At 36.6% G+C, this 25,654-nt stretch carries 27 protein-coding genes; 16 read left to right on the top strand and 11 right to left on the bottom strand.

The features are described 5' to 3' along the window. The first annotated feature begins 86 nt into the window (after nucleotides 1–86). The 6 genes from cysS to AC0IWE_RS16885 all read left to right on the top strand — a co-directional run bounded on the left by cysS (nucleotide 87) and on the right by AC0IWE_RS16885 (nucleotide 5,386). Entirely contained in the window at nucleotides 87–1,547 is a 1,461-nt protein-coding gene (gene cysS / locus AC0IWE_RS16910) for a cysteine--tRNA ligase (protein ID WP_471793936.1), read from the top strand. A gap of 86 nt (nucleotides 1,548–1,633) precedes the next feature. Next, a complete protein-coding gene (locus AC0IWE_RS16905) occupies nucleotides 1,634–2,269 on the top strand; it encodes an aspartate/glutamate racemase family protein (protein ID WP_471793935.1) in 636 nt (211 codons plus the stop codon). Between the two features lie 84 nt (nucleotides 2,270–2,353). Beyond that, entirely contained in the window at nucleotides 2,354–3,334 is a 981-nt protein-coding gene (locus AC0IWE_RS16900) for a M28 family peptidase (RefSeq protein WP_471793934.1), read from the top strand. Between the two features lie 86 nt (nucleotides 3,335–3,420). Beyond that, complete coding sequence (locus AC0IWE_RS16895) at nucleotides 3,421–3,846, top strand: nuclear transport factor 2 family protein (RefSeq protein WP_471793933.1); 426 nt, start codon at nucleotides 3,421–3,423, stop codon at nucleotides 3,844–3,846. Between the two features lie 49 nt (nucleotides 3,847–3,895). Then, a complete protein-coding gene (locus tag AC0IWE_RS16890; RefSeq protein ID WP_471793932.1) occupies nucleotides 3,896–4,279 on the top strand; it encodes a DUF4440 domain-containing protein in 384 nt (127 codons plus the stop codon). A gap of 222 nt (nucleotides 4,280–4,501) precedes the next feature. Continuing rightward, a complete protein-coding gene (locus AC0IWE_RS16885) occupies nucleotides 4,502–5,386 on the top strand; it encodes a glycerophosphodiester phosphodiesterase family protein (protein WP_463492492.1) in 885 nt (294 codons plus the stop codon). 146 nt (nucleotides 5,387–5,532) lie between these two features. Here AC0IWE_RS16885 and AC0IWE_RS16880 read toward each other — a convergent pair whose 3' ends face one another. From AC0IWE_RS16880 to AC0IWE_RS16860, 5 genes are all read right to left on the bottom strand, one after another. Then, entirely contained in the window at nucleotides 5,533–5,724 is a 192-nt protein-coding gene (locus tag AC0IWE_RS16880; protein WP_471793931.1) for a hypothetical protein, read from the bottom strand. Nucleotides 5,725–5,912: 188 nt separating this feature from the next. Then, nucleotides 5,913–6,371 carry a hypothetical protein gene (locus tag AC0IWE_RS16875; protein ID WP_471793930.1) on the bottom strand — a complete coding sequence of 153 codons (459 nt, stop codon included), beginning with the start codon at nucleotides 6,369–6,371 and terminating at the stop codon, nucleotides 5,913–5,915. A gap of 101 nt (nucleotides 6,372–6,472) precedes the next feature. After that, nucleotides 6,473–7,435: an AAA family ATPase gene (locus tag AC0IWE_RS16870; RefSeq protein WP_055908143.1), complete on the bottom strand. Its 963-nt coding sequence runs from the start codon at nucleotides 7,433–7,435 to the stop codon at nucleotides 6,473–6,475. 5 nt (nucleotides 7,436–7,440) lie between these two features. Then, complete coding sequence (locus AC0IWE_RS16865; protein WP_055908141.1) at nucleotides 7,441–8,799, bottom strand: peptidylprolyl isomerase; 1,359 nt, start codon at nucleotides 8,797–8,799, stop codon at nucleotides 7,441–7,443. 181 nt (nucleotides 8,800–8,980) lie between these two features. Further along, complete coding sequence (locus AC0IWE_RS16860) at nucleotides 8,981–9,439, bottom strand: hypothetical protein (RefSeq protein WP_471793929.1); 459 nt, start codon at nucleotides 9,437–9,439, stop codon at nucleotides 8,981–8,983. 104 nt (nucleotides 9,440–9,543) lie between these two features. On the opposite strand from AC0IWE_RS16860, the gene AC0IWE_RS16855 reads away from it, so the two are divergent. Beyond that, complete coding sequence (locus AC0IWE_RS16855; protein WP_471793928.1) at nucleotides 9,544–10,197, top strand: hypothetical protein; 654 nt, start codon at nucleotides 9,544–9,546, stop codon at nucleotides 10,195–10,197. Between the two features lie 94 nt (nucleotides 10,198–10,291). After that, nucleotides 10,292–10,870, top strand: coding sequence for an RdgB/HAM1 family non-canonical purine NTP pyrophosphatase (gene rdgB / locus AC0IWE_RS16850; protein WP_471793927.1), 579 nt, complete (start codon nucleotides 10,292–10,294; stop codon nucleotides 10,868–10,870). Here rdgB and AC0IWE_RS16845 read toward each other — a convergent pair. Genes AC0IWE_RS16845 through AC0IWE_RS16835 form a run of 3 tightly spaced genes read right to left on the bottom strand, consistent with a single transcriptional unit; the run spans nucleotide 10,865 to nucleotide 13,847 of the window. After that, nucleotides 10,865–11,167 (bottom strand): type II toxin-antitoxin system RelE/ParE family toxin, encoded by a 303-nt coding sequence (locus AC0IWE_RS16845; protein WP_471793926.1) that lies wholly within the window; start codon nucleotides 11,165–11,167, stop codon nucleotides 10,865–10,867. The two genes, rdgB and AC0IWE_RS16845, sit on opposite strands and share 6 nt — an antisense overlap. Next, nucleotides 11,167–11,388, bottom strand: coding sequence for a hypothetical protein (locus AC0IWE_RS16840; RefSeq protein ID WP_471793925.1), 222 nt, complete (start codon nucleotides 11,386–11,388; stop codon nucleotides 11,167–11,169). The genes AC0IWE_RS16845 and AC0IWE_RS16840 overlap by 1 nt, the downstream gene beginning before the upstream one ends. Nucleotides 11,389–11,426: 38 nt before the next feature. Further along, the gene (locus AC0IWE_RS16835; RefSeq protein WP_471793924.1) at nucleotides 11,427–13,847 is read right to left on the bottom strand and encodes an OstA-like protein; all 2,421 of its coding nucleotides are present in this window, start codon (nucleotides 13,845–13,847) and stop codon (nucleotides 11,427–11,429) included. Nucleotides 13,848–13,912: 65 nt separating this feature from the next. Here AC0IWE_RS16835 and tilS point away from each other — a divergent pair, with 65 nt between their 5' ends. From tilS to AC0IWE_RS16815, 4 genes are all read left to right on the top strand, one after another. Beyond that, a complete protein-coding gene (gene tilS, locus AC0IWE_RS16830) occupies nucleotides 13,913–15,244 on the top strand; it encodes a tRNA lysidine(34) synthetase TilS (RefSeq protein WP_471793923.1) in 1,332 nt (443 codons plus the stop codon). Then, the gene (locus tag AC0IWE_RS16825; protein ID WP_055908121.1) at nucleotides 15,245–15,736 is read left to right on the top strand and encodes a hypothetical protein; all 492 of its coding nucleotides are present in this window, start codon (nucleotides 15,245–15,247) and stop codon (nucleotides 15,734–15,736) included. A 128-nt stretch (nucleotides 15,737–15,864) separates the two neighbouring features. Further along, nucleotides 15,865–17,007, top strand: a complete 1,143-nt coding sequence (gene bshA, locus AC0IWE_RS16820; protein ID WP_055908118.1) for an N-acetyl-alpha-D-glucosaminyl L-malate synthase BshA — start codon at nucleotides 15,865–15,867, stop codon at nucleotides 17,005–17,007. A gap of 244 nt (nucleotides 17,008–17,251) precedes the next feature. After that, a complete protein-coding gene (locus AC0IWE_RS16815) occupies nucleotides 17,252–17,698 on the top strand; it encodes a KTSC domain-containing protein (protein WP_029279950.1) in 447 nt (148 codons plus the stop codon). Nucleotides 17,699–17,909: 211 nt separating this feature from the next. Here the strand turns inward: AC0IWE_RS16815 and AC0IWE_RS16810 are convergent, their stop codons facing one another. The 3 genes from AC0IWE_RS16810 to AC0IWE_RS16800 all read right to left on the bottom strand — a co-directional run bounded on the left by AC0IWE_RS16810 (nucleotide 17,910) and on the right by AC0IWE_RS16800 (nucleotide 21,362). Further along, nucleotides 17,910–18,404, bottom strand: a complete 495-nt coding sequence (locus AC0IWE_RS16810) for an SRPBCC family protein (RefSeq protein WP_055908116.1) — start codon at nucleotides 18,402–18,404, stop codon at nucleotides 17,910–17,912. Nucleotides 18,405–18,421: 17 nt separating this feature from the next. After that, complete coding sequence (locus AC0IWE_RS16805; protein WP_471793922.1) at nucleotides 18,422–19,495, bottom strand: lactonase family protein; 1,074 nt, start codon at nucleotides 19,493–19,495, stop codon at nucleotides 18,422–18,424. Nucleotides 19,496–19,826: 331 nt separating this feature from the next. After that, the gene (locus AC0IWE_RS16800; protein ID WP_055908110.1) at nucleotides 19,827–21,362 is read right to left on the bottom strand and encodes a pseudouridine synthase; all 1,536 of its coding nucleotides are present in this window, start codon (nucleotides 21,360–21,362) and stop codon (nucleotides 19,827–19,829) included. Nucleotides 21,363–21,625: 263 nt separating this feature from the next. Between AC0IWE_RS16800 and AC0IWE_RS16795 the strand changes: the two genes are divergently transcribed. The 4 genes from AC0IWE_RS16795 to AC0IWE_RS16780 all read left to right on the top strand — a co-directional run bounded on the left by AC0IWE_RS16795 (nucleotide 21,626) and on the right by AC0IWE_RS16780 (nucleotide 25,585). After that, nucleotides 21,626–22,408, top strand: coding sequence for a lytic transglycosylase domain-containing protein (locus AC0IWE_RS16795; RefSeq protein WP_055908105.1), 783 nt, complete (start codon nucleotides 21,626–21,628; stop codon nucleotides 22,406–22,408). A 418-nt stretch (nucleotides 22,409–22,826) separates the two neighbouring features. Further along, a complete protein-coding gene (locus tag AC0IWE_RS16790; RefSeq protein ID WP_471793921.1) occupies nucleotides 22,827–23,870 on the top strand; it encodes a 2Fe-2S iron-sulfur cluster-binding protein in 1,044 nt (347 codons plus the stop codon). 252 nt (nucleotides 23,871–24,122) lie between these two features. Further along, complete coding sequence (locus tag AC0IWE_RS16785; RefSeq protein ID WP_471793920.1) at nucleotides 24,123–24,404, top strand: hypothetical protein; 282 nt, start codon at nucleotides 24,123–24,125, stop codon at nucleotides 24,402–24,404. A gap of 221 nt (nucleotides 24,405–24,625) precedes the next feature. After that, nucleotides 24,626–25,585 carry a hypothetical protein gene (locus AC0IWE_RS16780; protein ID WP_471793919.1) on the top strand — a complete coding sequence of 320 codons (960 nt, stop codon included), beginning with the start codon at nucleotides 24,626–24,628 and terminating at the stop codon, nucleotides 25,583–25,585. Nucleotides 25,586–25,654: the final 69 nt, after the last annotated feature.

The raw sequence follows: 25,654 nt of genomic DNA, 5'->3' as shown, positions 1-25,654 counted from the left end.
CCTTTTCAAATGTTAGCTTAAAATCATAACCTAAACATTGCAACTTTAAACGTTTTTACTTTCTAACTAAATCTTACATTTGCAGTATGAATACTGGCTTACAGCTTTATAATACGCTTTCGCGCAAAAAAGAACTTTTTCAACCCTTAAATGCACCTAATGTTGGGATGTATGTTTGCGGTCCTACCGTTTATAGTGATGTGCACCTGGGCAATTGCCGCACATTTATATCATTCGATTTAATTTTTAGGTACCTTAAATATGCGGGTTATAAAGTGCGTTATGTACGTAATATTACCGATGCTGGCCATTTAGAGGGCGATAGGGATGAAGGTGATGATAAATTTGCAAAACGTGCAAAATTAGAACAGCTTGAGCCAATGGAAATTGTACAGAAGTATACTTTAGGTTTCCACGATGTATTGCGGATGTTTAATACACTGCCGCCAAGTATCGAGCCTACTGCTACCGGACACATTATTGAGCAAATTGAAATGATTAAAGTAATTATAGCCAATGGTTATGGTTACGAAGTGGATGGCAATGTGTATTTCGATGTGGAAAAATATAGTAAAGAATACAATTACACGATTTTAACCAACCGTAACCTGGAAGATATGCTGAACAATACCCGCGAATTGGGTGGTCAGGATGAGAAACACGGGAGGTTGGATTTTGCCCTTTGGATTAAAGCAAAGCCAGAAACGTTAATGCAATGGCAATCGCCATGGGGCATGGGTTTTCCGGGCTGGCATATCGAATGTTCAGCAATGAGTGCTAAATATCTGGGGGCCGAATTTGATATTCACGGAGGTGGAATGGATTTAGCGGCCACGCACCACACCAACGAAATTGCACAATCTGAGGCTTGCAGCCATAAACAACCTGCCCGTTATTGGATGCACACCAATATGCTTACGGTAAACGGTACGCGGATGTCTAAATCGGCGGGGAACGGTTTCCTTCCGTTAGAGTTGTTTACGGGCGATCACCCCTTACTGAAAAAAGGCTACAGCCCGATGACGGTTAAGTTTTTTATGTTGCAGGCACATTACCGTAGTACTTTGGATTTTTCTAATGATGCCCTGGATGCTTCAGAAAAAGGCTTTCGCCGATTAATGTCGGCGGTTGGTTTGTTGGATAAACTTCAGGTTGCAGAACAGAATGATTTTGACATTGATGCCTTAAAAGAGAAATGTATCCATGCGATGAATGACGATTTTAACAGTCCGATTTTAATTGCAGAACTCTTTGAAGCAGTAAGAATTATCAATACCGTTTATGATGGTAAAGGGAAAATCTCTGCCGAAGCGTTAGAAAAATTAAAGCAACTGATTAACGATTTTGTATTTGATATTTTAGGCCTTAAAGATGAGGATGCAGGAGGAAATGACTTAAACGGCGTTTTGAATATGGTAATTGATTTAAGAACCGAGGCTAAAGCGAATAAAGATTACGCAACTTCAGACCGGATCAGAATTGGATTGCAGGAATTGGGTATTCAGCTTAAAGATGGCAAAGAAGGAACAACCTGGAGTAAGGCTTAACGAGTTTAGAGTCGGGCGTTTGGAGTAAAGAGCCGATAAACGATAAATAAAATTGGTTTAGTTGGTGTGTAAGCTGGGTATCGACAATGGATTATTATCGGTTTATAAATGAGGGCGTAAATGAGCGCTTGGGCGGATTAAATTTTGCTGAGTGTTTAATTTACTCCCTTAATTTTGGTGATGTTCAGGATAAAACCTGGGAAGGATCATTTGACCTTTTACTGGCTGCTTGTGAGAGTTTAAAGCGTATTGGTGTAGAAGCCATTGTGTTATGTGCAAATACTGCCCATCTTTTTGCCGATCAGCTTCAGGAAAAAATTGCATTACCGATTATCCATATCGGCACCGAAACTGCTAAGGCCATAAATGCTACAGGAATTAAAAAAATAGCTTTATTGGGTACAGTGTTTACTATGGAAAAAGACTTTTATATCAAAAAGCTCGAAGAGCATGGATTAAGCATATTGGTGCCAGCAAAAAAAGCAACTCGCGATTACATCCAGTTTACGCTTAAAGAAGAATTAGGCAGAGGACAGATTTTAGAAGAAACCAGGGCGCAATATATCAAAATAATTAATGACCTGATCGCGGATGGAGCCGAAGGAATAATCCTGGGATGTACAGAAATCCCCATGCTGATCAGTCAGGATGATTTCGATATTCCGGTATTCGATACCACTAAAATTCATTGCCAGGCCATTGTAAACTATATCCTTTCGTAAATTTTTAATAATCGCCTCAAAGGGTAGGCACAGTAAATTAGTGTGATTTACACTAATTTAAACAATTTTGCGTTAGTTTGAAAAATGAATAAAAAATTATTGGTACTTCCTCTGTTAGCCTTTATTGGAATTGTGGGTTGCCGGAATAAAACTACCCAAAAAACTAATGGAAATGGGGAAACGCAAGTAACATTATCCTCACCTGACTTTAATGCTGATAGTGCCTATGCTTATACCAAGGCTAAGGTAGAATTTGGTCCACGCATTCCCGGTACTGTGGCTCATCAAAAATGTGCTGATTATTTAGTAACAAAATTGAAATCTTTCGGCGCAGATGTAAGCATAATGGGGCAGAAAACACAGATTTATGATGGTAAAAGTTTTCAAATGAAAAACATCGTTGCTGCTTTTAATCCTGATCAAAAGAATAGAGTTTTAATTACTGCACATTGGGATGCACGTCCATTTTCTGATCAGGATACAGATCCTGCAAACCGTAGTAAATCTTTTGATGCAGCTAATGATGGCGCAAGTGGTGTGGCAGTAATTTTAGAAATGGCACGTCAGATTCAACAAAAAGAGCCAAATGTTGGAGTCGATTTTATTCTATGGGATTTGGAGGATTATGGAAAGGCTGATGATGAAACACTTGATGATGTTTCATGGTGCTTGGGTTCTCAATATTGGGCAAAACATGCGGTTGCTACAGGTTACAAGGCATTATATGGTATCAATCTTGATATGATAGGCGGGGGCAACGCTCAGTTTACACAAGATGAAATTTCACGACAGGCCGCTCCTGATCTGGTAAAAAAAGTTTGGGAAATTGGTAGTGAAATCGGTTATGCTTCGTATTTTACAAGTATACCAAGTGGAAAACTGGTAGACGATCATTTTTGGATGAACAAAGCAGGAATTCCATCAATTGATATTATCCATTACAGCGATAACAGTGGCTTTTATATCAATTGGCATACCCAGATGGATAATTTGAATAATATAGATAAGAATACGTTAAAAGCAACCGGACAAACGGTTTTGGAAACTATTTATCGCGAAAAATAACCCTTTAATGTGTAATTGTTAATTACTTTTGAAATCATCCATCAAAGAAAATTTTATATTCGCCAAACATATTATCTTAATTAATAATGAAACAATTATTTTCAACCGCAATAGCTTCGCTTTTAGCCCTTAGTGCTTTTGCACAAAAAAGTGACGGAACAACCAAATCTTTAGTAAATGCTGAAAAGGATTTCGCTAAGTCGATTGCCAAAAATGGAGATAAAGAAGCTTACATAGATTATTCATCTACCAGTACTTTGGTATTCAGGCCAAACCCTGTTAATGCTAAAACTTTTTATGCTGGTAAAGCTAATGCTGAAAATGATGTAACATGGACACCAAATTTGGCTAAAGTATCGCGTAGTGGTGATTTAGGTTTTACTACCGGCCCTTATGAAATCGGAACTTCAGAAAAAAAATACGGTCAGTACCTTTCTATCTGGAAACCAGAAAATGGCAAATGGAAATTAGCGATTGATTTAGGGACAGAGAAGCAACAAACCGCTAACTAAATTTACACCTTCGTTTGTTGAGCCTAAAGACCACGTTGCACCTAAATTTTTGAATGAAAGAGAAATTAAGGCCGGAAAAGAAATCATTTTAACCACTGAGAAAACCCTTAATACTTTATTAAAAACACATGGAATTGCTGCTTTTGGAGGTTTTTTAACCAATGATGCACGTTTGCTTTTCCCTGGTAATGAGGCCATTGATGGAAAAGGAAAAATTGTTGCTTTTTATAATAGCATGATCAGCAAGATCAATTTAAAAACTACAGGTGTAGATAAAGCAATAGGTAGCGATTTGGCTTACACTTATGGTGTTGCTACCATCGATTATAAAGCCGACCTGCGTGAAAGCTTTAATTATGTTTTTGTTTATGAAAAAGCAGCAGATGCAAGCTGGAACTTAATTGTACAGGCATTCGTACCTGCAGAAAGATAAAATAACAATGTGAATTAAAAGAGGGCTATCCATAAAAAGAAGCCCTTTTTTTATTTCTTAAATTATTGCTTCCTGCAACTTTGTTAAGGTTCAGCCACAGTTGGATTACAATTTGATGAAGCGATATCCATCCAGCAACGCGATAATATAACTAAATGCAGCATCTTTACGCTTTAGGGAAGATTATCACAAATAAAAATGTTCATTTTACGTTTAAAATTCATGAATAAAAAATTACTTCTACTCTCCACGCTCTTATTACTTTTTTTAAACGTATCGGCACAAAAAAGAAAGTTCGATCTGCAGGGTAAAGCGGGCGCAAGGGGTATTATGCCAGAAAATACCATTGAAGGAATGTTAAAAGCTTTGGATTTGGGTGTTAACACGTTAGAAATGGATGCCGTGATTTCTAAAGATAAACAGGTTGTACTTTCTCAAGAGCCTTATTTTAACAACGAAATCTCACTTCAGCCTAACGGAAAAGCGATTTCTTTGAAAGATCAGAAGAAATACAACATTTATAAGATGGATTATGAAGAGGTAAAGAAGTTTGATGTAGGGAGTAAAGTTCATAGTCGTTTTCCTGGTCAAATGAAATTTAAAGCATATAAACCCTTACTTTCTGAAACAATAGATGCGGTTGAGGATTATGTTAAAGCGCATAAATTGGCTAAACCAGTTTATAGCATTGAAACAAAAACCATTAAAAACGGTGATAACGAATTTCATCCGGAGCCTGCAGAATTTGTAGAGCTGATTATGGGAGTGATCAATGAAAAAAAGCTTGCCAAAAGGGTAATTATCGAATCGTTTGATATGCGTACACTACAATACCTGCACGAAAAATATCCTAAAATACAAACTTCGTTGTTGATTGATGAAAAAGAGCCTTTTGAAGATTATATAGAGAAATTAGGATTTAAACCAACCATTTATAGTCCATATTCAGTGTTGGTTGGTAAAGGTTTGGTAGATCGGTGCCACGATATGGGTATTAAAATTATTCCGTGGACGGTAAATACAGTTAAAGAGCTTAAATATTTTATGGATTTAGGTGTAGATGGGGTAATTACTGATTTTCCTAATATTAAGGGGCAAATTAAGTAGCTGAAGTAAATCGTAGTTTATAAGGTCATGATAATGATTTCAATGGAGCATAAACTGTTGTTAGGGTAAGAACGAGTAAACAAAATATATAAAAATAAAAAAAGCGCTGAAACCAGCGCTTTTTTTATTTTTCTCTTGAGCTATGCCTAGTGGTGTGATTCAGGAGCTTCTGTATGGTTTACCTCAGTTTTCTCGTGAGAAGAAGTTTCTTCTTCATGGTGGAAAATTGGTCTTGTAAAAGCTACAAGAAGGATTAAAACAATAATCCAAGCCGTTAATGGTAATGCCCAAATGCCTTTAGTTTGATGAACCGGTGCGTGTGAATCGTGAGCTGACATATCGAATATTTTTGATTTAAAGATTTATGCTTTGTAATTAAGTGGTAAAGATACTAACAAAATTAAAATAAGCGTAATTTGACCAATTGTATTTTAGGTAGCGCAAGTAATTAAAAGACAAGAGATATAATTTTAATACTTGTGCTGTTAACAATTCGTTTTATGAATTAAATTGAGCTAAAGCATTCCTAATTTGCCGCCTGTGCCGTAATATATGAACAATGGCATGACTCAAGCATTTGTTCTACGTCATACTGCTGTCCCCATCGTGTATTTATTTTCCTGGCTGGATTTAGCTCTTCCACTGTAATATTAGGATTTCGGTTGAAAAAGTCCTCATTATATTTAAGTGCTTCCTGGATAAGGGAAACATAGGGTAGTACTTCATCAAATTCTTGCCGTTCTGGTCTAATGGCCTGCAATCCGACTGAGTTTTCGATATATATTGCGTAACTGAACATTGAAGCCGCTACATGCGTTAAAATGGTTTGGATGGAAATGCAATCTGTATTTGAACTAACTGGCTCAATGGTTTTAAGCAGTTGCTGCGGGTTGATTTGTCTGATAACTATTATCAGTTCATCAACTGCCTTTTTATATTCGTCCATTAGTGCGGCTATTGCACCGGTGAGGTTGTTGGTATCCATCTTAAACAAATGTAATAATTTAGTTGGTCACCATTTGGAACCACTAACTACTTTAATGTTGATTTATAATCCTTTAGTGCAAGAATTATAAATTTCGCTGATTACAACAAGTCTTTAATTATTTTTTCGATAGACAAACCTTCGGCTTCAGCGCGATAATTGCGCACAATACGGTGGCGCAAAATAGGTTCAGCAACGGCTTTAACATCTTCGATATCGGGAGAATATTTTCCCGTTACTGCGGCATGGCATTTTGCACCCAGTACTAAAAATTGAGAAGCACGAGGGCCAGCACCCCAGCTGATATATTTATTAACCGCATCTGTAGCAAATTCGCTGTTCGGGCGGGTTTTGGAAGCTAATTTTACAGCATATTCCAAAACATTATCTGTAATGGGAATATCGCGGATCAGTTTCTGAAAATATTGAATATCGTCTGCATGAATAATTTTTTGCAGTTGAATGGTTTTATTACTGGTGGTGTTTTTAACAATATTCAATTCATCAGCAAAAGCAGGATAGTTTAACTGAATATTGAACATGAAACGATCTAGTTGCGCTTCGGGTAGGGGATAAGTTCCTTCCTGCTCAATTGGGTTTTGTGTGGCCAAAACGAAAAAAGGTTTCGGTAAAATATGTGTTTGCCCAGCTGCGGTAACCGATTTCTCCTGCATGGCTTCTAACAAAGCGGCCTGCGTTTTTGGAGGGGTACGGTTAATCTCATCAGCGAGGATAATATTAGAAAAAACAGGCCCTTTTATAAACTTAAAGTGCCTGTCTTCTCCTAAAATCTCTGCGCCAATAATGTCGCTTGGCATTAAATCTGGTGTAAACTGAATTCGATTGAAATCGAGATCTAAAACAGAAGCTACAGTTTGTACAAGTAAAGTTTTGGCTAATCCCGGTACGCCAACCAACAAACAATGTCCGTTGCTAAAAATGGCGATTAAAACAGATTTTATGATGTCATCCTGTCCAACTACTACCTTGCTTATTTCGGCTTTAATATTGTTGAAAGATTGATGAAGTGCATCAACAGCTTCTACTTCGTTCTTATACTGCATTGGTGTTATTTTGCGGCTGTGGTTTTAGTCCAAATTTTTAATTCATCACAGGTATTAAATTCGTCGTCAATTTTAATGTAAGTACTTTCGCGACGTTTTTCAAACCATTCGCTTAAAGTACGATTAATTTTATCACTTTGTGCGGCATCTCTGATTTTTGGAAAATCTTGCGCAAGATTTGCTTTGTGAGGAGGTATTTTAGATTTTAAGTATAAAATACGGTAGCCTTGTTTTCCATCAGCTGCAGTAAATAAATCTGGCTTAGAAATGCCACCGATTTTCATTGTGTCAATTACCAAAAATATTGTTGGATCTAATTTATCAACCGGGATAAAAGTACTTCTAGCTTGTACATTTTCTGCATTAAGCATCATACCGCCATTATATTTACTTTCTTTATTGTCAGAATAAAGGTTTGCTGCTGCTGCAAAGCTCAATTTTTTGCCAATAATATTGTTGTAAATACTATCTGCATGCAGTTTTAAACGGGTTAAACTTTCTGGCGTGGTTTTAGGCATGATTAAAATATGCCTAACGTGTACTTGTTCACCTCTACGCTCTAACACCTGCAAAAAGTGAAATCCATAATCAGTTTCAAACACTGGTGAAATTTCTCCGGCCTTTAATTTAAAAGCCCATGCTGTAAATTCTTTAACCATGGTATTTCTGTCGATAAAACCATAATCACCACCATCGGCAGCAGAACCTGGATCTTCAGAATAGGTTTTAGCCAAAACGCCCATATCTTCGCCGCTTTTAACCCTTAAACGAAGGGCTTCAATTTTATCGCGGAATTTTTGTTTTTCTGCTCTTGTTAACTGGGGATTTAAAACCACCTCACCAACTTCTACCTCTGTATTAAATTCAGGAATGCTATCTCCCAGCGTTTTGAAATATTTTTCAACCTCCATTGGTGTAACATTGATGTTTTCTGTGATTTTTTGCTGCATTTTCTGCGCAATCAACTCATCTTTTACGGATGGTCTGATCTCATCTTTATACTGAAGAACCGATTTGTTTAAAAATTGCTCTAAGCGCTCCTGTCCACCGGCACGTTGCATACTGTAACGCATGCGTTTGTTAACCTCATCATCAACCGCACCATCTTCAACCATTACCGAATCGATTTCAGCTTGTTGTTTAAGTAGTTTTTGGGTTAAGGTTTGTTGTAAAATTTTGCATTTAATATCATTATTTGGTTGGTTTCCCTGGTAAAGATATTGTGTGTATTGTTGGTTTAAATCTGATAGCAGGATAATATTGTTTCCTACAACAGCAGCAACTTTATCAACGGTATGCTTTTGCGCGAAACTGTTTAAGAACAGGCAAATTAAAGCGGTTGCTACTAAAAAAACTTTCTTCATTCTATTTATTATATTTTGCAAATTTAATACTAATGGTTTTAAAATCAGATCGGTTACAATTTGGCGAGTTTTTTAAGCTCGTTTTCGTTAATCTTGACCTGATATTTTTGTTTAAGGCTTTTAAGCCATTTATCTTCTAAACTTAGCTGGTAATCGGCAATCACCTCTCCTCTAACTTCACTTAAAGGTTTATTGTAATTTTGTTGGTTTTTAGTGTAAAAATCAAGTATCGCCTGTTCATCTTCCTAGCCTTATTCCAAATTTTTTGTTCCGAAACATTGAACATTAAAACACCCTCGCGATATTCGTTCAATAAAAAATCGCGGTCTTTATTACTTACCCCAACTTTCTTATGCGTGGTTAATGCGTCCTCATAAGTCTTAATTTCTTCCTGATAACTGGCATTTTTATCCAAACCCATATCACGGGCATCCAAAACTTTAAGTTTAAAATTTATATACAAGTTTAAATACGTTTGTAAGGTATCATAAGCCGCACTAATGTTGCCATTATGGCTTTTTTTGTAGGCCCACATAAACTCCTTGGCACTTATCGATTTACCGTTTACCACAGCAACGTTTTGTGCAAACGAAATGCTGTAAACAAAGCTGAAAATAAATAGGCAATAAGCTTTCCTCACGCAGAGCACTCTATAAATTTTAAGGGATAAAAGTAACAATTAGCGGCGCTATTATAAGATATTTAACTAATTTTAACAGATATTATTATTCAACAAAAATACGAATGGAAAACCAGGTTACCAACAATGCGAATGCTTTACGCTTATTTTTTACTGAAGAGGTTTTTTTGGTTAAGGATGAAAGCGTAGAAATTCTGCCTTTAGGTAATTCTGAGCCAGTTTTTGCTGACGAAAATGTTTCAGTTACCGAAGTAAAAGAATCTGTTTTAAAACCGGAAATAGCGCAAATTCCTCAGATTAATGCTACAAATATACCGAAAGTTAATACGCAAGAACTTGAAATTCCGCAGATTGTGGCAGAACCGCTACCCGAAAAAACGTTTAAATTTTTAGGCGGAAATAAAAAATCGGTATTGATTTTAGTGAACGACAATCAGAACGATGTTAGTAGCGAACAGGGAAGGGAACTGCTGAGGAAAATAGTCAAAGCAGTAGATTTGGGTACGCCAGACTTTGCCATTTTAAACTATGCAAATTACACCGGCACTGATTATCAAACTTTGCACAGGTTTTTTAAACCCCTCATTATGCTGTCTTTTGGTGTAGAAGTTGCCGAACTTAAATTAAACCTTAGCTGGCAAAATGAAATTATCGTTCACGAAAGCACCAGAATAATTTTCGCCCCTAATCTTCATCATCTTGAAAGTGATATAACCGCAAAAAAAATGCTGTGGGGGCATCTTCAGAAAATCAGATAAGCCTGTATAATGGTAAATAATGAGGAGGCATTAATATTTTGTAGCAACCTTAAAAATTTCTAAACATTCCAATTTAAAAACGCCCAATATTTCAATGAAAAAACTTGTTTTTGCTACAAATAACCAACATAAAACTGAAGAAATACGTGCTGCACTTGAAGGGAAGTATGAAATTCTGAATTTGGAAGATATTGGCAGCCTGGTTGATATTCCTGAAACGGCTGATACTTTTGAAGGAAACGCAACCCTAAAAAGCAGTTATGTAGTAGCGCATTTTAACCTGGATTGTTTTGCTGATGATAGTGGTTTGGAAATTGAGGCATTAAATAATGAGCCCGGGGTTTACTCTGCCAGGTATTCAGGAAGCCGTGATAATATGGAAAATATTCAGCTGGTTTTAAAAAAACTTGAAGGCATTGCCAATAGAAAAGCACGGTTTAAAACCGTAATTTCCTTAATGCAAAATGGTGAAAATCATATTTTTGAAGGCACAATTGAAGGCACAATCCGGACAACGCTATCTGGTTCAAACGGCTTTGGATATGATCCGATTTTCCAGCCAAATGGTTATGAATCAACTTTTGCCGAAATGGATCTGGCGGAAAAAAATAAAATCAGCCATAGGGCGATTGCACTTGGAAAGATGATGGAGTTTTTGAAAGGGGAGTTATAAGAATCTTTTCTTCCTTTTGCCACTTTGTCGATTGTCTATAAAAGTTACAATCTCTAAGATATCTTTTTTGGTTTTAATTCGGTAAACAACTGATATGTGAGGGATGATAAAACCTATGTGGGTATTTTTTGTCTTATAGGTTTTTCTAGAAATTAGTGGTTCTTCAGATAGTGTTTCAAGATATGTAAATACCCTGATGATGAATTTTTTTACTTCAACTTCAGTCCAGTTTTCCTTTAAATAATCAATATTTTTTTGAAAGGTTTCGCCTGCTTTTTCAGACCAAATAATAGTCATTAAATACTAAACCTTTTTTTCGCCTCTTCATGGCTAAAACTTTCGCCACGATCTAATTGGCTTATTCCTTCAAAAATATCATTTTTCTGACTATCGTTCAGTTCATCAAACCAATCAATATCCCTTGCAGTAATTAATGTTTTAATATCCCTGATTAAACTTTCATCATCAGAATTAATAATCTGTTGAAGTACACTTAGTTTTTCTGATTGTAAATCCATAAATAAATTTAACCATTAATTTAATGAATAGCAAAAAACTACATCTTGCCCGCTACCTTTTTTACCTGTATTGAATCTTTTTTTGTTAGCGTAGAATCCCTTTTTTGCAAAATAGGTTTGATACCAAAATTACTGGTGTCTGCTGGTTTGGTTTGAGGCAGTTTTTTATCCAGATTTAAACTGTCTTTTCCTGTGGTAATTTTTGGTTTAACAACCGTAGTTGGTACAGTTTTGGCTGGCTTTGTCGCCTTTGTAGCTACTGGAGACTTACCTGCAACGGTTTTAGTCTTTCCTTTGGGCTTAGCCTTTCCTGATGAGCCAACCGCATCCTTTTTGGATTTTGGCCGTTCTGTTGGTTTCCATGAAAATCCTTTTAAAACATGGTCTTTTGCAATGGTATTTTCTGGATTTAAAGCTCCCTCTACACCTTTTATGTAAACAATGTCTTCAATTGCATTTTCTTTATCCTTAAAAATGAATTTTATCCTGCTGCTCAGCGTTTGGTTCATCTCTTTATACACTTTCGTGCTATCATCCTGTGTATAGTATATACTTTCAGCATTGCCATCAACATATAGGTTTTTAAGTTTTCCATTATAAAAGAAACCAGTCATTAACCTGCCTTTTATCTGGTTAAACCTTAATGAATCTTTTGGCGTATTCACTAAGAATGCATTTCTGAATGCTTGTAAATTATTCAGCTTTTTGTTCTTAAACTGAACAAAAATGGTATCACCCACCTGTTGCGAGCCTTCCGACCATATAATTGGGTTACTATAGCAGCGCAAAGTAGAATCGGCACTGGTATAAAAAAGGCTATCAGTTTTAGCTTGTATGTTGGTTTTAAAAATTTTAACACCATGATAAGCCTTAATAATACGTGTTTGAACGGTATCTGCCGGATTAAATTTTGCAGTATCGTTTGGCTTGCCTGTTTTCAAATTCGCTATAACTTTTGTCAAACTATCTTTAACACCAGTTTTAATTGCCTTTTTTTGCAGACTATCAATTTTTGTTTTCGATAAATCTTTAACGATTGGTGTAGCTTTATCAGTCAGTTTTTTCTGTAAACTATCTACCTTTGTTTTTGAAATACCTTTTATAGCCGGACCAATTTTATCCGTTAATTTTTTCTGCAGGCTATCTGTTTTTAGTTTAGGTAAGTTTTTAACAATAGAATCTGCCTTGTTTTTTAAAACATTGTTTTTTTGTAGGCTATCCAGCGTAATTTTCGGCAATCCTTTTCCGAGCGAATCTGTTTTTGATTTTAAACTGTCGATATTTTTATCTTTCAGGTTAAGCGGATCATCTTTTTCGTCGTCTTTATTCTTTTTCTTTTTATCTGCTCTACTGTTTTTACGCTTATTTTTATCTTCTTTTTGACTAGATTCAGCCTCAGGTTTATATTTTGCCTCACCTTTTGCTTTCTTTTCTCCAGTGTCTTCATCATCTTCACCAACCTGATTGTCGGCTTTGATCGAAATTTTAGGAATCAGTTTTAACGTCTTTTGCAATACCATTTGAGTTTCCAAGGTATCCGCACCCATCCATAAACTATCAGGCCTTTTTTTGTTCTTCACCATGATAGAATCTTCGGTACCTATCCCCAAGTAGGCATTTCGGGTAACCAATGTCCGCTGATCCAGTTTATAATAATAACCCAAATCGCCAAACATTTTCATTTTATCTTTTGTATCAGAAAAAACAATATTCTTTACAGCTTTGCCAATTCCTTTTTTGCCGTAATAATATAAACTATCTCCTTTTAACGATCTGGTACCCTGAGTGTATAAATTTTTCTTTCCGAAAAAGGCATCTTCGCTCAGTGTATTGTACTGTCCGTTTTCAGTATACAGGTTATCATCTTTTCCTTTAATGTTGGTCGGGCCATAGAAAAAAGTCCACTTGCTTTGCGTATTATAACTCATCGTATCCGATTTGATAACCGATTGCGGCGTAACTACCACTACATCATATCTAAAATAGGCATCGTTCGAATTGCTAAAATAATAGCCGTTTTTACTTGTCAGCGTTACTTCCTTGTTAACAATTTTACCGCCACTGGTATAAGTGCCAATTTTACTTAGTGTATTATAATCTAAAATATTGGTGGTTAAGATCGATGTGGGATCGATCATTTTTACATTACCGGTCAAATGGGCATGTTTTTTATTTCCATCATATTCCAATTGATCAGAATAAATATCGGTGGTAAGCTGGTTGATGTGCACATTTTTAAAAGCTTCGAAATAATTCCGCTCGCTGTAAAAAACGGCACTATCACAGGTTAATGTTGCATTATCCTGCTGGAAAACAGGATTACGGAGGTAACTTATTTTTTTCTTGGTATCTCCGGTTATCTTTGCAAATGAAACGATTTTAATCTTCGAAGCAGGTTGCTGACCGAATAAAAATACTGGACTGATTAGAAGAAATAAAAAGACAAATAGTTTTTGCACACTACAAAGTTAGTTTTTTGTTCCGAACGTTCGGAATACCAGTTAAAATTAAATATTTTTGATTGATGTTACCTCTTAAGCAATTTCAGGATTTTATTGAACAGCAACAGCTATTTGTTCGGGGTAACAGGATTCTTTTGGCCGTAAGCGGAGGAAAAGATTCGGTATTAATGTTGCACTTGTTTAAAGCAATAGGCGTTGATGTTGGTGTGGCACATTGTAATTTTAATTTAAGAGCCGATGAGGCACAACGTGATGAAAGTTTTGTTGCGCTTCTGGCTAAAAATTTAGAGTTACCTTTCTATGTAACGCATTTTGATACCAAAAAATATGCCACAGAAAATAAAATTTCTACTCAGATGGCAGCCCGCGATCTCCGTTACTACTGGTTTGAAGAAATACGGATTAAAGAAAGATACGATTACATTGCATTGGCCCAACACCAGAACGATGCTGTTGAAACCGTGCTTATTAATTTAACCCGCGGCACCGGAATAAGTGGTTTACATGGTATTTTGCCCAAACGCGAAAGGCTAATCAGGCCGATACTCTTCTTAAACCGCCAGCAAATTGACGATATTGTAATTGCTAACAATATTAATTTCGTAGAAGACAGCTCGAACGCAAGTACAAATTATACCCGGAATAAAATCAGGTTACAAGTTGTTCCTCACCTGCAAGAGATTAATCCAAACCTGGAAAAAACCTTTGCAGAGAATATAGCAAGATTTGCAGAATTAGAAACTTTTTTAAATCTACAGGTCAACAAACTTGAAAATAAGATTTTAAATAAGAAAAATGATGGAATTTATATTCCTTTGGATGAGATTGCTAAACTAAATCCACAAAAATTACTACTATATGAATTGCTCAAACCTTTTGGGTTTGGCGAAAATTTAGTTCAGGAAATTTTAGATAGTTTAAAGGCACTAAGTGGAACACATTTTTTTAGTGCAACTCATCAGGCCATTATCAATAGGGGTGATTTGGTAATTGTTGAAAAAGATACTGTTGTGGTATCCAATCAATTTATCCACCCAACAACCAAAAGTATTGCTTTTGCCAGTGAAGAGATCTCATTAAAATTCACTGATGATATTAAATTCGAAATTAATGTAAATAAGGCATTTGTAAATGCAGATAAACTGATTTTTCCATTGGTGCTCAGAAATTGGCAAAACGGAGATAAATTTATTCCGTTGGGCATGCGCAGCCCTAAAAAAGTAAGTGATTACTTTATTGATGAAAAGGTTCCCATTCATTTAAAAAACACTACTCCAATATTGGTGAACGGAAATGGTGAAATTGTTTGGATTGCAGGCATGCGACAGGATAACCGATATAAATTAACAGGCACAACAAAAAAAGTTGCTATATTCGAACTCAAAATTAAATAAGTGGAAAGCAGATACGCCTATATCGAAAAACAGTACATCGGCCGTGATTATGTTCGCATTTTCATTAGGCTTATTATGGCTGCATTCTGTTTTGCAGCATATGTTTATGAGCGCGATCGCGACAATACCCAAGATTTGTTCCTTGTTGTTGGATTTGGAATTATAGGTGTTTCCATGCTTTTGCTGTTTTTGATTCAATACAAAATTGTGGTAGATAATGGCAGTATGATTTTGGATGGCCTTTGGACAACCAAACGGGTTAAAATAGATTTAAATAGCATTGTTGATGTGCGTAAAGCTACTTACAGCCGTTATTTTTTCAATAATCCGGTATATAACCTCCACACAAAAGGAACAATTCGTTTTTATTCATCAGGTAAAGATGCGGTTGTGCTAACCGATCGTGATGGATTAGAATATTTTATCGGCACGCAGCGTCCAAATGAACTCTTCCTGGTAATTAAGGATGAAATGAGAAACCTCAAATCCTAATCTTCTAATTTTTTTTCGATTTTCTTGAGAAAATCTCTACTCAATTTCTCGTCTTTTTTATTGCAATAGACCGACACGCATTATACATTAAAATCGGGTACATTTGCGGTAACAACAATACACATACAATGAAGATAGGAATTGTTTGCTACCCCACTTTTGGCGGTAGTGGAGTAGTTGCAACAGAACTTGGTAAGGCGCTTGCTAACGAGGGTCATCAAGTTCACTTTATCACATATAGTCAGCCCGCCAGGCTCGATTTCTTCTCTGCCAATCTGTTTTATCATGAGGTATCGGTTAGAGACTATCCACTTTTTGATTATGCGCCATACGAATCCGCATTGGCGAGTAAACTGGTAGATGTTGTCCGTTTCGAACAATTGGATGTATTGCATGTACATTATGCTATTCCACATGCTTCCGCTGCTTTCATGGCAAAACAGATTTTAGCGAGTTATGGTATTCATATACCAGTGGTAACTACTTTGCACGGTACAGATATTACTTTGGTAGGTAAAGATCCAACATATAAACCAGTGGTTACCTTTTCAATCAACCAGAGTGATGGTGTAACTACAGTTTCGGAAGATTTAAAAGAAGATACCTATAACCACTTTGAAATAACTAAAGAAATTAAGGTAATTCCGAATTTTATCGATTTTTCGCGATTCAGTTTACAGGCTAAAGACCATTTCAAAAAAGCAATTGCCCCGAATAACGAACGGATTTTAATTCATACCAGCAACTTCAGGAAAGTGAAACGCACTTCAGACGTTATCCGGATTTTCGAAAAGGTGCAGGCGGTTATTCCTTCGAAGCTGTTAATGGTTGGCGATGGACCTGAGCGTGCTTATGATGAACAACTTTGCAGATCGTTAAATATTTGCGAAAGTGTAAGGTTTTTGGGGAAACAAGATGCGGTAGAAGAAATTTTATCGGTTTCGGATCTTTTTCTGATGCCTTCAGAATCTGAAAGTTTTGGTTTGGCTGCCTTAGAAGCAATGGCTTGTAAAGTGCCTGCAATTACTACAAATGCTGGTGGCTTGCCAGAGCTTAATGTAGATGGATTTTGTGGTTATATGAGCAATGTTGGCGATGTTGATGCAATGGCAGCTCATGCAATCGAAATTTTGAAAGATGATGAAACATTAAACCGTTTTAAAGAAAATGCTTTTAAAAGGGCTCAGGATTTCGATCTGAAAAAGATCTTGCCTATATATATCGATTATTACAAAGAAGTGATTGAGAATTCGTTACAGCCCAAATATTAACTACAAGTTATTTATTTAACTCATTCAAAGTTTTGCCGTTTTTACGCAGCAAAACTTTTTTAGTTTTGGGGTATTGAATGGGTATTAAGATACTTCTAAATGCACAATTTATCATTACTATCTGCAATATTTGAAAAAAGTAAACTTTCTCAAAATCAAATGATTATAAATCGTATCTTTGCGGCTTGAAACGCTTTAGCGATTTAAAAACGTTTCAGCAAAATTATAAAAGAGGTTAGTTCCCATGAAGAAAATAGTTGATTACAGAAAGCTTTTGAGCGTAGACAAAAATGCTGAGTTAAAAGAGCTTAAATCGGTGTACCGTACATTGATGAAAGATTGTCACCCTGATAAATTTCAGCAGGAAGAAGAGAAATTAGATGCAGAAGCAAGAAGTAAAGAAATTATCGAAGCTTATCATTTCCTGGTAAGTATTGCGCCAGAAACACGCGAGCAGAATATTGAAACGTATACACAAACCACAACATTATCAAATATTCAGGATTTCGAATACAAACAACAGGTTTTAAACATCCAGTTTTTTGATGGGAGTGCTTACGAATATTTCGATGTGCCAAAAGCAATTTATGTGAAATTGGTGAATGCGGATTCTCCTGGTCGTTTCGCCCGCAGGCATATTTTTAATGAATTTCCATACCGTAACGTTGCAAGGGTTGCAGAACCAGCATAATTACTAAAATTAAAATAGTTAAGAATGGTCGCGATGAAAATCGGGGCCATTTTTTTTGCGTTGATCCTTCGAGATGAGGTGGTTAAAACTATCGTCGACTGTTATAAGCGTATTATAAATCCAGGGTGAAGATCGTACTATAAATTAAATTTACGCAAGCGTATTAAACATGCGTCCTGCTGAATTTATTTCAGCATCTATTATAGCAGCTTTAATTATTTAACATGGGTTTGAAACGGTTATCCTTATTTCTTAAATCCAAACCACCTTCATAAATTGATTTTAAATTCAAAAGATAAAAACTCCAGCCGTTATGGCAGCCTAAACGGATATTCCTTTTGGAATTATCATCAAGTGGAATATTTTTTTGCGTAAGTTCTACAACAATGTATTCGAATTCTTCCCTCAGTTTGATATCTACCAAGCAATCGCCTGCAAAAGTAAACTGAAAATAATCTTTACCGTTCGCTTCGGTTATGGTTCCATTTTCGATATCATCATACAAATACCAGATCCATTTGTAGCGATCGCCTTTTAGCGCATTTTGCGTTTTGCTCAGTAATACATCATTCTCATCATAAAACGTTGCTTCGCTTAAAAACCACTTTTCAATTTCACTTGGTTTTGTCCACGCGTTGTATAGGTCTGCCATATTAACCTTAATCGCTATCCTGATGGTAAATTTTGTCCAATCGAAATTTTCCATTGGTTTGGTTTTAGATCTTAATTAAATACCAAACATACAGGAGCGCCAACATCAATTCTTTTCCCGCTATCGGTCAATTTGCCGGTTGTTTTGTTGCGGTTAAAAATCACGATGTTGTTGGTATACTGGTGTCCAACAAGTAAAAATTTTCCAGTTGGATCGATGGCAAAATTCCTTGGGCCTTTACCCAGGGTGCTTACGGTTTCGATAAATTTAAGTTTTCCCGTTGAAAGGATTGAGAAAGTAGAAATGCTATTGGCATCGCCACGGTTCGTTTCATAAAGAAATTTTCCGTCTGGTGAGACGTGAATATCTGCACCATCAATCTTGCCTGCAAAATCTTTTGGCGCAGTGCCAATCTCCTGTATTTTAGTTAATCTTCCATCAGAATAAGCAAAAGCTGTAATGGTGCCATTAAATTCGTGCGCCAGGTAGGCAAACTTTCCATTCGGACTAAAAGTTATATGTCGGGGGCCGGTACCTGCATTGGTTTTAATTACCGATTTAACCGTTAGTATGTTTTCTTTTGCTGTAGGCTTGTATGTATAAATATAGGTTTGATCTTCGCCCAAGTCGTTCACTATTAAATATTTGTGGTCTGGCGTGAATACCGTCATGTGCACATGGGCACTTTCCTGTCTGCCTTTTGGGTCGATGCTCTTTCCCGTATGCTTAATAATCTGCAAAGCTTCGGTTAAAGCTCCATTGGCCTTTCTTGCAAATACTGCTAAACTGCCGCCGCTATAATTTGCAACTATTACATTTTTTGTATCAACGGTAATAAAACAAGGATCGGCACCATGACTATCAACTTTGTTTAAAAACGTTAAATCACCAGTTTTTGCATTGTATTTAAAAGCACTTACAGTACTTGTGGTGCCGGTTTCATTAACCACATAAATAAATTTTTGGTCGGGAGATATGGCGAGGTAACTCGGATTAGCGGTATTTTTGGTAATGCTTTTTATCTTGGTAACAGCGGTTAAAGCATTAAAATCGTAAGTGTAAATTCCTTCACTCTTTCCCGGTGCGGTATAGGTTCCAACGATAAGATTGTAACTGCTTTTTTGGGCAAAGGCTAATGTAGACAATATGATAAGTATAAATAATGAACTGAATTTTTTCATGGAGAATGATCTTGATTTTAACAAATATAAATAAAGTTGGCCACGGAGGCACAGAAAACACCGAAGATGTTTCCCCATTTTCTTCTGTGTTTGTAATCACGGTGATTGACTGCTGCATTTGTGATGCACGTTACTATTACTAATTAACTCTATAATCGTTTTTCTTTTGCATCCTCTTACAAACGAGGGCGATTGGATATAGACTCCAGCTCTGTGAACGCTGTGCTTTCTCTGTGCGCTTTGTGGTGAAATTAGCAATATAAAAAAAAGGCAACCATTGGCTGCCTTTTGTATATTATTTAATTAAATGCTTAATCTGAATCAATTCATGATCTTCTAGATAACGCCATCTACCGCGGGGCAGATCTTTTTTGGTTAAATTGCCATAAACCACACGGTCTAATTTTTCTACGCTGTAACCCAGGTGCTCGAAAATACGACGAACAATTCTGTTTTTACCGCTGTGAATCTGAATGCCGATTTCTTTTTTGGTTCCACCTGCAACATAAGAAATGTTATCCGGTTTTATCAATCCATCTTCTAATTCTAAACCAAAAGCAATTTTGTTTAAATCACCTTGTGATAAAGATTTATCCAGTTCAACATTGTAAATTTTGGTAATTCCGTTTTTAGGATGAGATAATTTATCCGCTAAATCACCATCATTTGTCATTAATAATAAACCGGTAGTATTACGATCTAAACGGCCAACCGGGTAAATACGCTCGCGGCTTGCTTTATCAACCAGTTGCATCACTGTACGGCGTTCCTGTGGATCGTCAGTTGTGGTGATGTAATCTTTTGGTTTGTTCAATAACACGTAAACTTTTTTCTCACGTTTTAAAAGTTCGCCATTATAGCGTACTAAATCTTTAGCGGGATCAACTTTATGCCCTAATTCGGTAATGGCTTCTCCGTTTACGGTAATAATGCCGGCAGCAATTAACTCATCAGCTTTACGACGAGAGCAGATGCCTGCATTTGAAATATATCTGTTCAGGCGGATTAAGCCTTTATCTTCATTCGTAGTTCTGCGGCCCTGAGCAATTACAGTACGCTCCGGGCGGTTAAATTCTGTATCTCTAGGCTGCGCATCCTCGCGTTTTCTAAATGGACGGGTGTCACCTTCTTTTGGTTCCCTAGGTTTTACATCTCTTGAACTTCCAGCACTTGGTTTAAAATCGTCTGATTTGCCTCTTGATTTAAAATCTTTGTAGCCACCTTCTCTTGGTTTGTAATCTCTTGATCCGCCTTCTCTAGGCTTGAAGTCGCGGTCGCCAGTTCTCGGTTTAAAATCTCTCGAATCTCCATCCTTAGATTTGAAATCACGTTCTCCTGTTCTTGGCTTATAATCTCTTGCACCACCTTCTCTTGGTTTAAAATCCCTGTCTCCTGTTCTTGGTTTGTAATCTCTTGATCCGCCCTCTCTCGATTTGAAATCACGATCGCCTGTTCTTGGCTTATAATCTCTCGATCCGCCTTCTCTAGGTTTAAAACTACGGTCTTCTGATTTTGAATTGCTATCTTTTGATTTAAATTCACGGTCGCCAAATTTGAATCCTTTTGATTCCCCGTCTTTTGATTTAAAATCGCGGTCTCCTGTTCTTGGTCTGAAGTCTTTTTTGTCTCCGAAAGATTTTGATTTGAAATCTTTACCGTCTGAGCTTCTGGGTTTGAAGCCGTCTTTTGAATCGGATGATTTTTTGAATTTGCTGTCTTTGTCGTCTGATCTTCTTCTGTCAGACCCGGCCGAACTGCTCCTGCCCTCTGTTTTCCGACTGCCTGGTTTGGACTTGTCATCCCGACTGTTCCTGTTGTTTTTATTTATCATGATACGCTTTTAACCACATTAAAAATGCGGGTTGCAAATTTATGAAAAAATGATGAACATAACAATTTTAAGAGCGGAAAAATTAGCTAAAAAAATAGCCTCTAAAATAGGAAAAATCGGTTGAAAATCAAAATTTAAAATCCACGTTTAAAGCACTTTAAGGGCTGATTTTGGGGCTTAATTTCGTAACTATTTGATAATGTGCTTATTATTTTTTAGCTTTGCCAACGTTTTTATATAAGTTCACCAAAAAAAGGAGGAAAATGTTAAAGAAACACATCGTACCATTTGCGGTAGTGGCAACACTATTTATCTTGGCAAAAGTGTTCGCTTACCAAATGCCCTTAGCACAAAAAAGTCTTTTAAAAGAAGAAAAATTAAACACTACAATACCAAAATCTGATAGCCTTAAAGTGGAAAAAGAGGAAAGCCCTCTATCTTTAATGGCACAGTTAAATTTTGCAAAAGAAACTTTGCCTTTGGGCGATAAAAAAGTAGAACGCAAAATGAAAAAAATTCTTGCAGCACATCGTTATGGCAACACACAAACGAACCGCCTGCATGCAAAAGCAGCAAAATGGTTTCCTGTAATTGAGCCTATTCTTGCCGCGTACAAAATCCCTAATGATTTTAAGTATTTGGCCCTGGTCGAATCTGGAATGGCTGAAGGAGTTTCTCCAAAAGGTGCAGCCGGTATCTGGCAGTTTATGCCCGGCACAGCGCGTACCTACGGATTAAGAGTAAACGGAAATGTTGATGAGCGCTACAATTTGCGTAAATCTACCATTGCGGCCTGCAAATACATTAAGGAAATGTATAAGGGTTTAGAAAGCTGGACATTGGTAGCTGCGGCTTACAATGTTGGCGATGGACGCTTACGCAAGCAGATCGATAATCAAAATCAAGACAATTACTACAAAATGAAGCTCAACCGCGAAACCGGAGGCTATGTTTATAAGGTGATTTCTATGAAACAGATTATGGAACATCCAAAACGTTACGGTTACGAAAAACCGAGGGTATTATTGGCTTATAACGCCGAATAGTATAATTAAGATAAAGACAAGCATTTGGTAAGGCGTCCTGATTTTAAATCAGGACGTTTTTTTTTTGAAGGTGATTACACAGAAAAAAACTGACATTCTTTTGCACCCTGCTAATCAATGAAAGGAAGTTGTTAGCCACGGAGACACGGATTCACACGGAATAATGTATGCATCATACAGACAATGAACCAATTACTAGCGGACTATTGAGCTTCTGGTCACAGAAAATTTTCCTCCGTTCCGTCATCGTGATCCGATAGCTACCCGATCAGGTTGACGATGGAATGTGGATAGCGGATTACTCATTAAAACTAGTGATCGATTAACCAATTAGGACAGTAACCGATTTACCGACAAAGGATCGTTGAATTTACGCCAAACGCTTTTCGCTTTACGCTCAAAACCCTTACTTTGCATTATGTTTAAGCTGCGCATAAATAAAATAATCAATCAACCGGGGGATAACATTACATTTCAATTTGAAGAAGTGGATGAACACTATCCAAAATACCTGGCTGGGCAGTTTTTGTCGTTGGTTTTTCAGGGGAAGCATAAAGAAGTAAGAAGGTCGTATTCATTTAATAGTTCGCCTGATGTAGATGAGCCTTTGGCAATTACGGTGAAAAGGGTAGAAAATGGAGAAATTTCAAGGTTTCTTCACCATAAAACAGCTGTAAATGATATTCTGTTCGCCCAAGAGCCGCAAGGATTGTTCAGTTATCTGCCAGAAGAAAACCTGGAACGCGATCTTTTTCTTTTTGCGGCAGGGGTTGGCATTACACCTTTGTATTCGATTATGAAAACAGCCTTGGTGCGTGAAAAAAAATCGTTGATTACGTTGGTATATAGCAACAAGTCGCAAGAAGATGCCCTCTTTTACAATGAACTTAATGAATGGCAAGAGAAATATCCCGATAGGTTAAAAATAATTTGGATTTTTAGCAACAGCAAAAACCTGATGACGGCCAGGTTAAACAAATTTTATATTGAAAGATTGCTCAAAGAGCATTTACATTTCGACCGTAATAATGCACTGTTTTATAGCTGCGGACCGATAATTTACATGGATTTATGCCGGATAACCTTGTTGGGCATGGGTTTCGATATTAAACAGATCAAGAGAGAAACCTTTGTGCTGCCTGAAGATGAGGTGGATGAAGATGATAGCTCCGAAAAAGTTGTCGACAAAAATACCTATTCTGTGATTTTAAATTTTCAAGGCAAACTGTACAATCTCGAAGTGCCCTGGCCAAAGCGGATTTTAGATGTTGCACTCGAAAATAAGATCAAGCTGCCTTATAGTTGCCGCGGAGGTGTATGTAGTACCTGCGTAGCAAATTGTACTAAAGGTGGCGTGCGGATGGATTACAATGAAGTGCTTACCGATGATGAAATTGAAAGGGGCAGGGTTTTGGTTTGTACCGGGCATCCAACTGAAAACGGAACTACGATAGAGTGGTGAGTTAGTTCATTTGTTAAATATTAAGAATGTAGCAACTCCAATTATAGTTATTATATTGAATATCTTGAGCTGAGAGTAACGGGCAAAAAGTAGGTTGTTTATCATATCTTTTGAAGTTTTCCTTATTATTTTATCTGCAAGGATTACTTTTTACAGATAAAGTTAATTTAAAATAATTTTGTCTTCTATGGTTTCCCGTAAATATTTATTGCCTCTTATGAATATTTTCGAGCTTACTAATTAAACTATAGCATGGCAAATTTTAAAAAAAGTGATTTAAAGCTTACCTATTCTTGGACGGCTTCTGCAGAAAGTGATAATGCAAAAATTACGGGTTTTCCGGACAATGTACTTCTTGATAGGCATGAAGGATACGAAGTCCTTCCTTTTCTTAATAGGTATATGGCTGATAAAGGATGGACGAGTCAAGCCACCCTGCATAAATTAGAGGATTCGTTGCGTGATAAACTTCCTGGAACAACTAGAAGTCATGCCAATATTAAAAAGTGGTTAAATGATAATTTTAGCTTATAGCTAAGATTAAGAACTAAAAACATGTGTCGGGCTACTTGTCCGGCATATTTTTTAAAGTCATAATTTTTGTATTGTTTAAAATGTAATTACGGATTTAAATGTATGCTATTATTAATGCCGCTTATTATTGTTTCTGGTCTAATTTATTATACAATTAATTAATTTCCAAGATCAATTAAACAATTACAAAACCGTTGCTTCATTATCAGCGTTTATCTGGTATGATCAGATCTTTTTTTACAATTATAATCTGCCTCTTCTACTTACAATCATCCGCTCAAGATTCTATTGCTGTAAAAAGAGAATTTGCCAATAGGGAATACATTCATCTCTACAAAGAAAATGCTGATTTAGCCTATACTGCACCAGGTGGAGAACTGGGGGCACCTGCAAAATATGTAATTAATGGGCGGCTTACCACTACTTATATGCTTTTAGGTAGTTACAAATCGCCCGTTGCATTTGCCATTATTCCCGATTTTACCGTTAGAGTGCGCAACGAGTTTTCGGCAGCGGTGCGTACCCCTAGCTACCGTTTAGGTTTTGCTGCCTATGCAAGGTTAAATACCACCCCTGATAATTATAAATATGGTGAACTGGCTTTTACCCACCATTCGAACGGGCAAGATCATGATGCGCTTAATCCAGATGGCACCATAAACACACGCACAGGAAATTTTAATGCCAATTACTTAACACTTTCTTACCGATTCGGGCAGCTTACACCAACCAACGTTAACGAAAGTTATTATTCGTTAAATCATCGGGTAGGCTTACAATGGTACAAGTTTTTTAGGTATGAACCGGCTTTGAATGAAGGCTTCGGCTTTACGCGCATATTATATGGTTTCTCGTGGCGCAAATATGATGAAATTGAAAAAAATGCAAAAAACAAGTCGAAAACAAAAACTGAAAAAGAAACCTGGCGTTTAAATACAGAGTTATCTTATGCGGTGAATAAAATTCCTTCAAAAAATCTGATGGATATTCAGAAAAGGCTAAATGCTGAAATTAATTTTAATTATAGCTTCCCTTTTATGCATAACGTGTTTTTGATGGCTGCAGTAGGTTACTATGGAGAAGATAATTACAACATTTATTTTCAGGATCATTATGGTTATGTGCGCTTGGGCTTATCATCTGGTTTCCTACGAAATAGAAGTCGACATTATGACAATTAATCGGTAATACAGATTGGTTTCGACTTTCTTTTTGATAAAATTTTTAGCATTTTTGCGGATTGAAATTCA

The organism is Pedobacter sp. AC402, assembly GCF_979252805.1.
The sequence above is the reverse complement of the archived record's forward strand: the minus strand, read 5'-3'. Positions and strand labels throughout refer to the sequence as shown.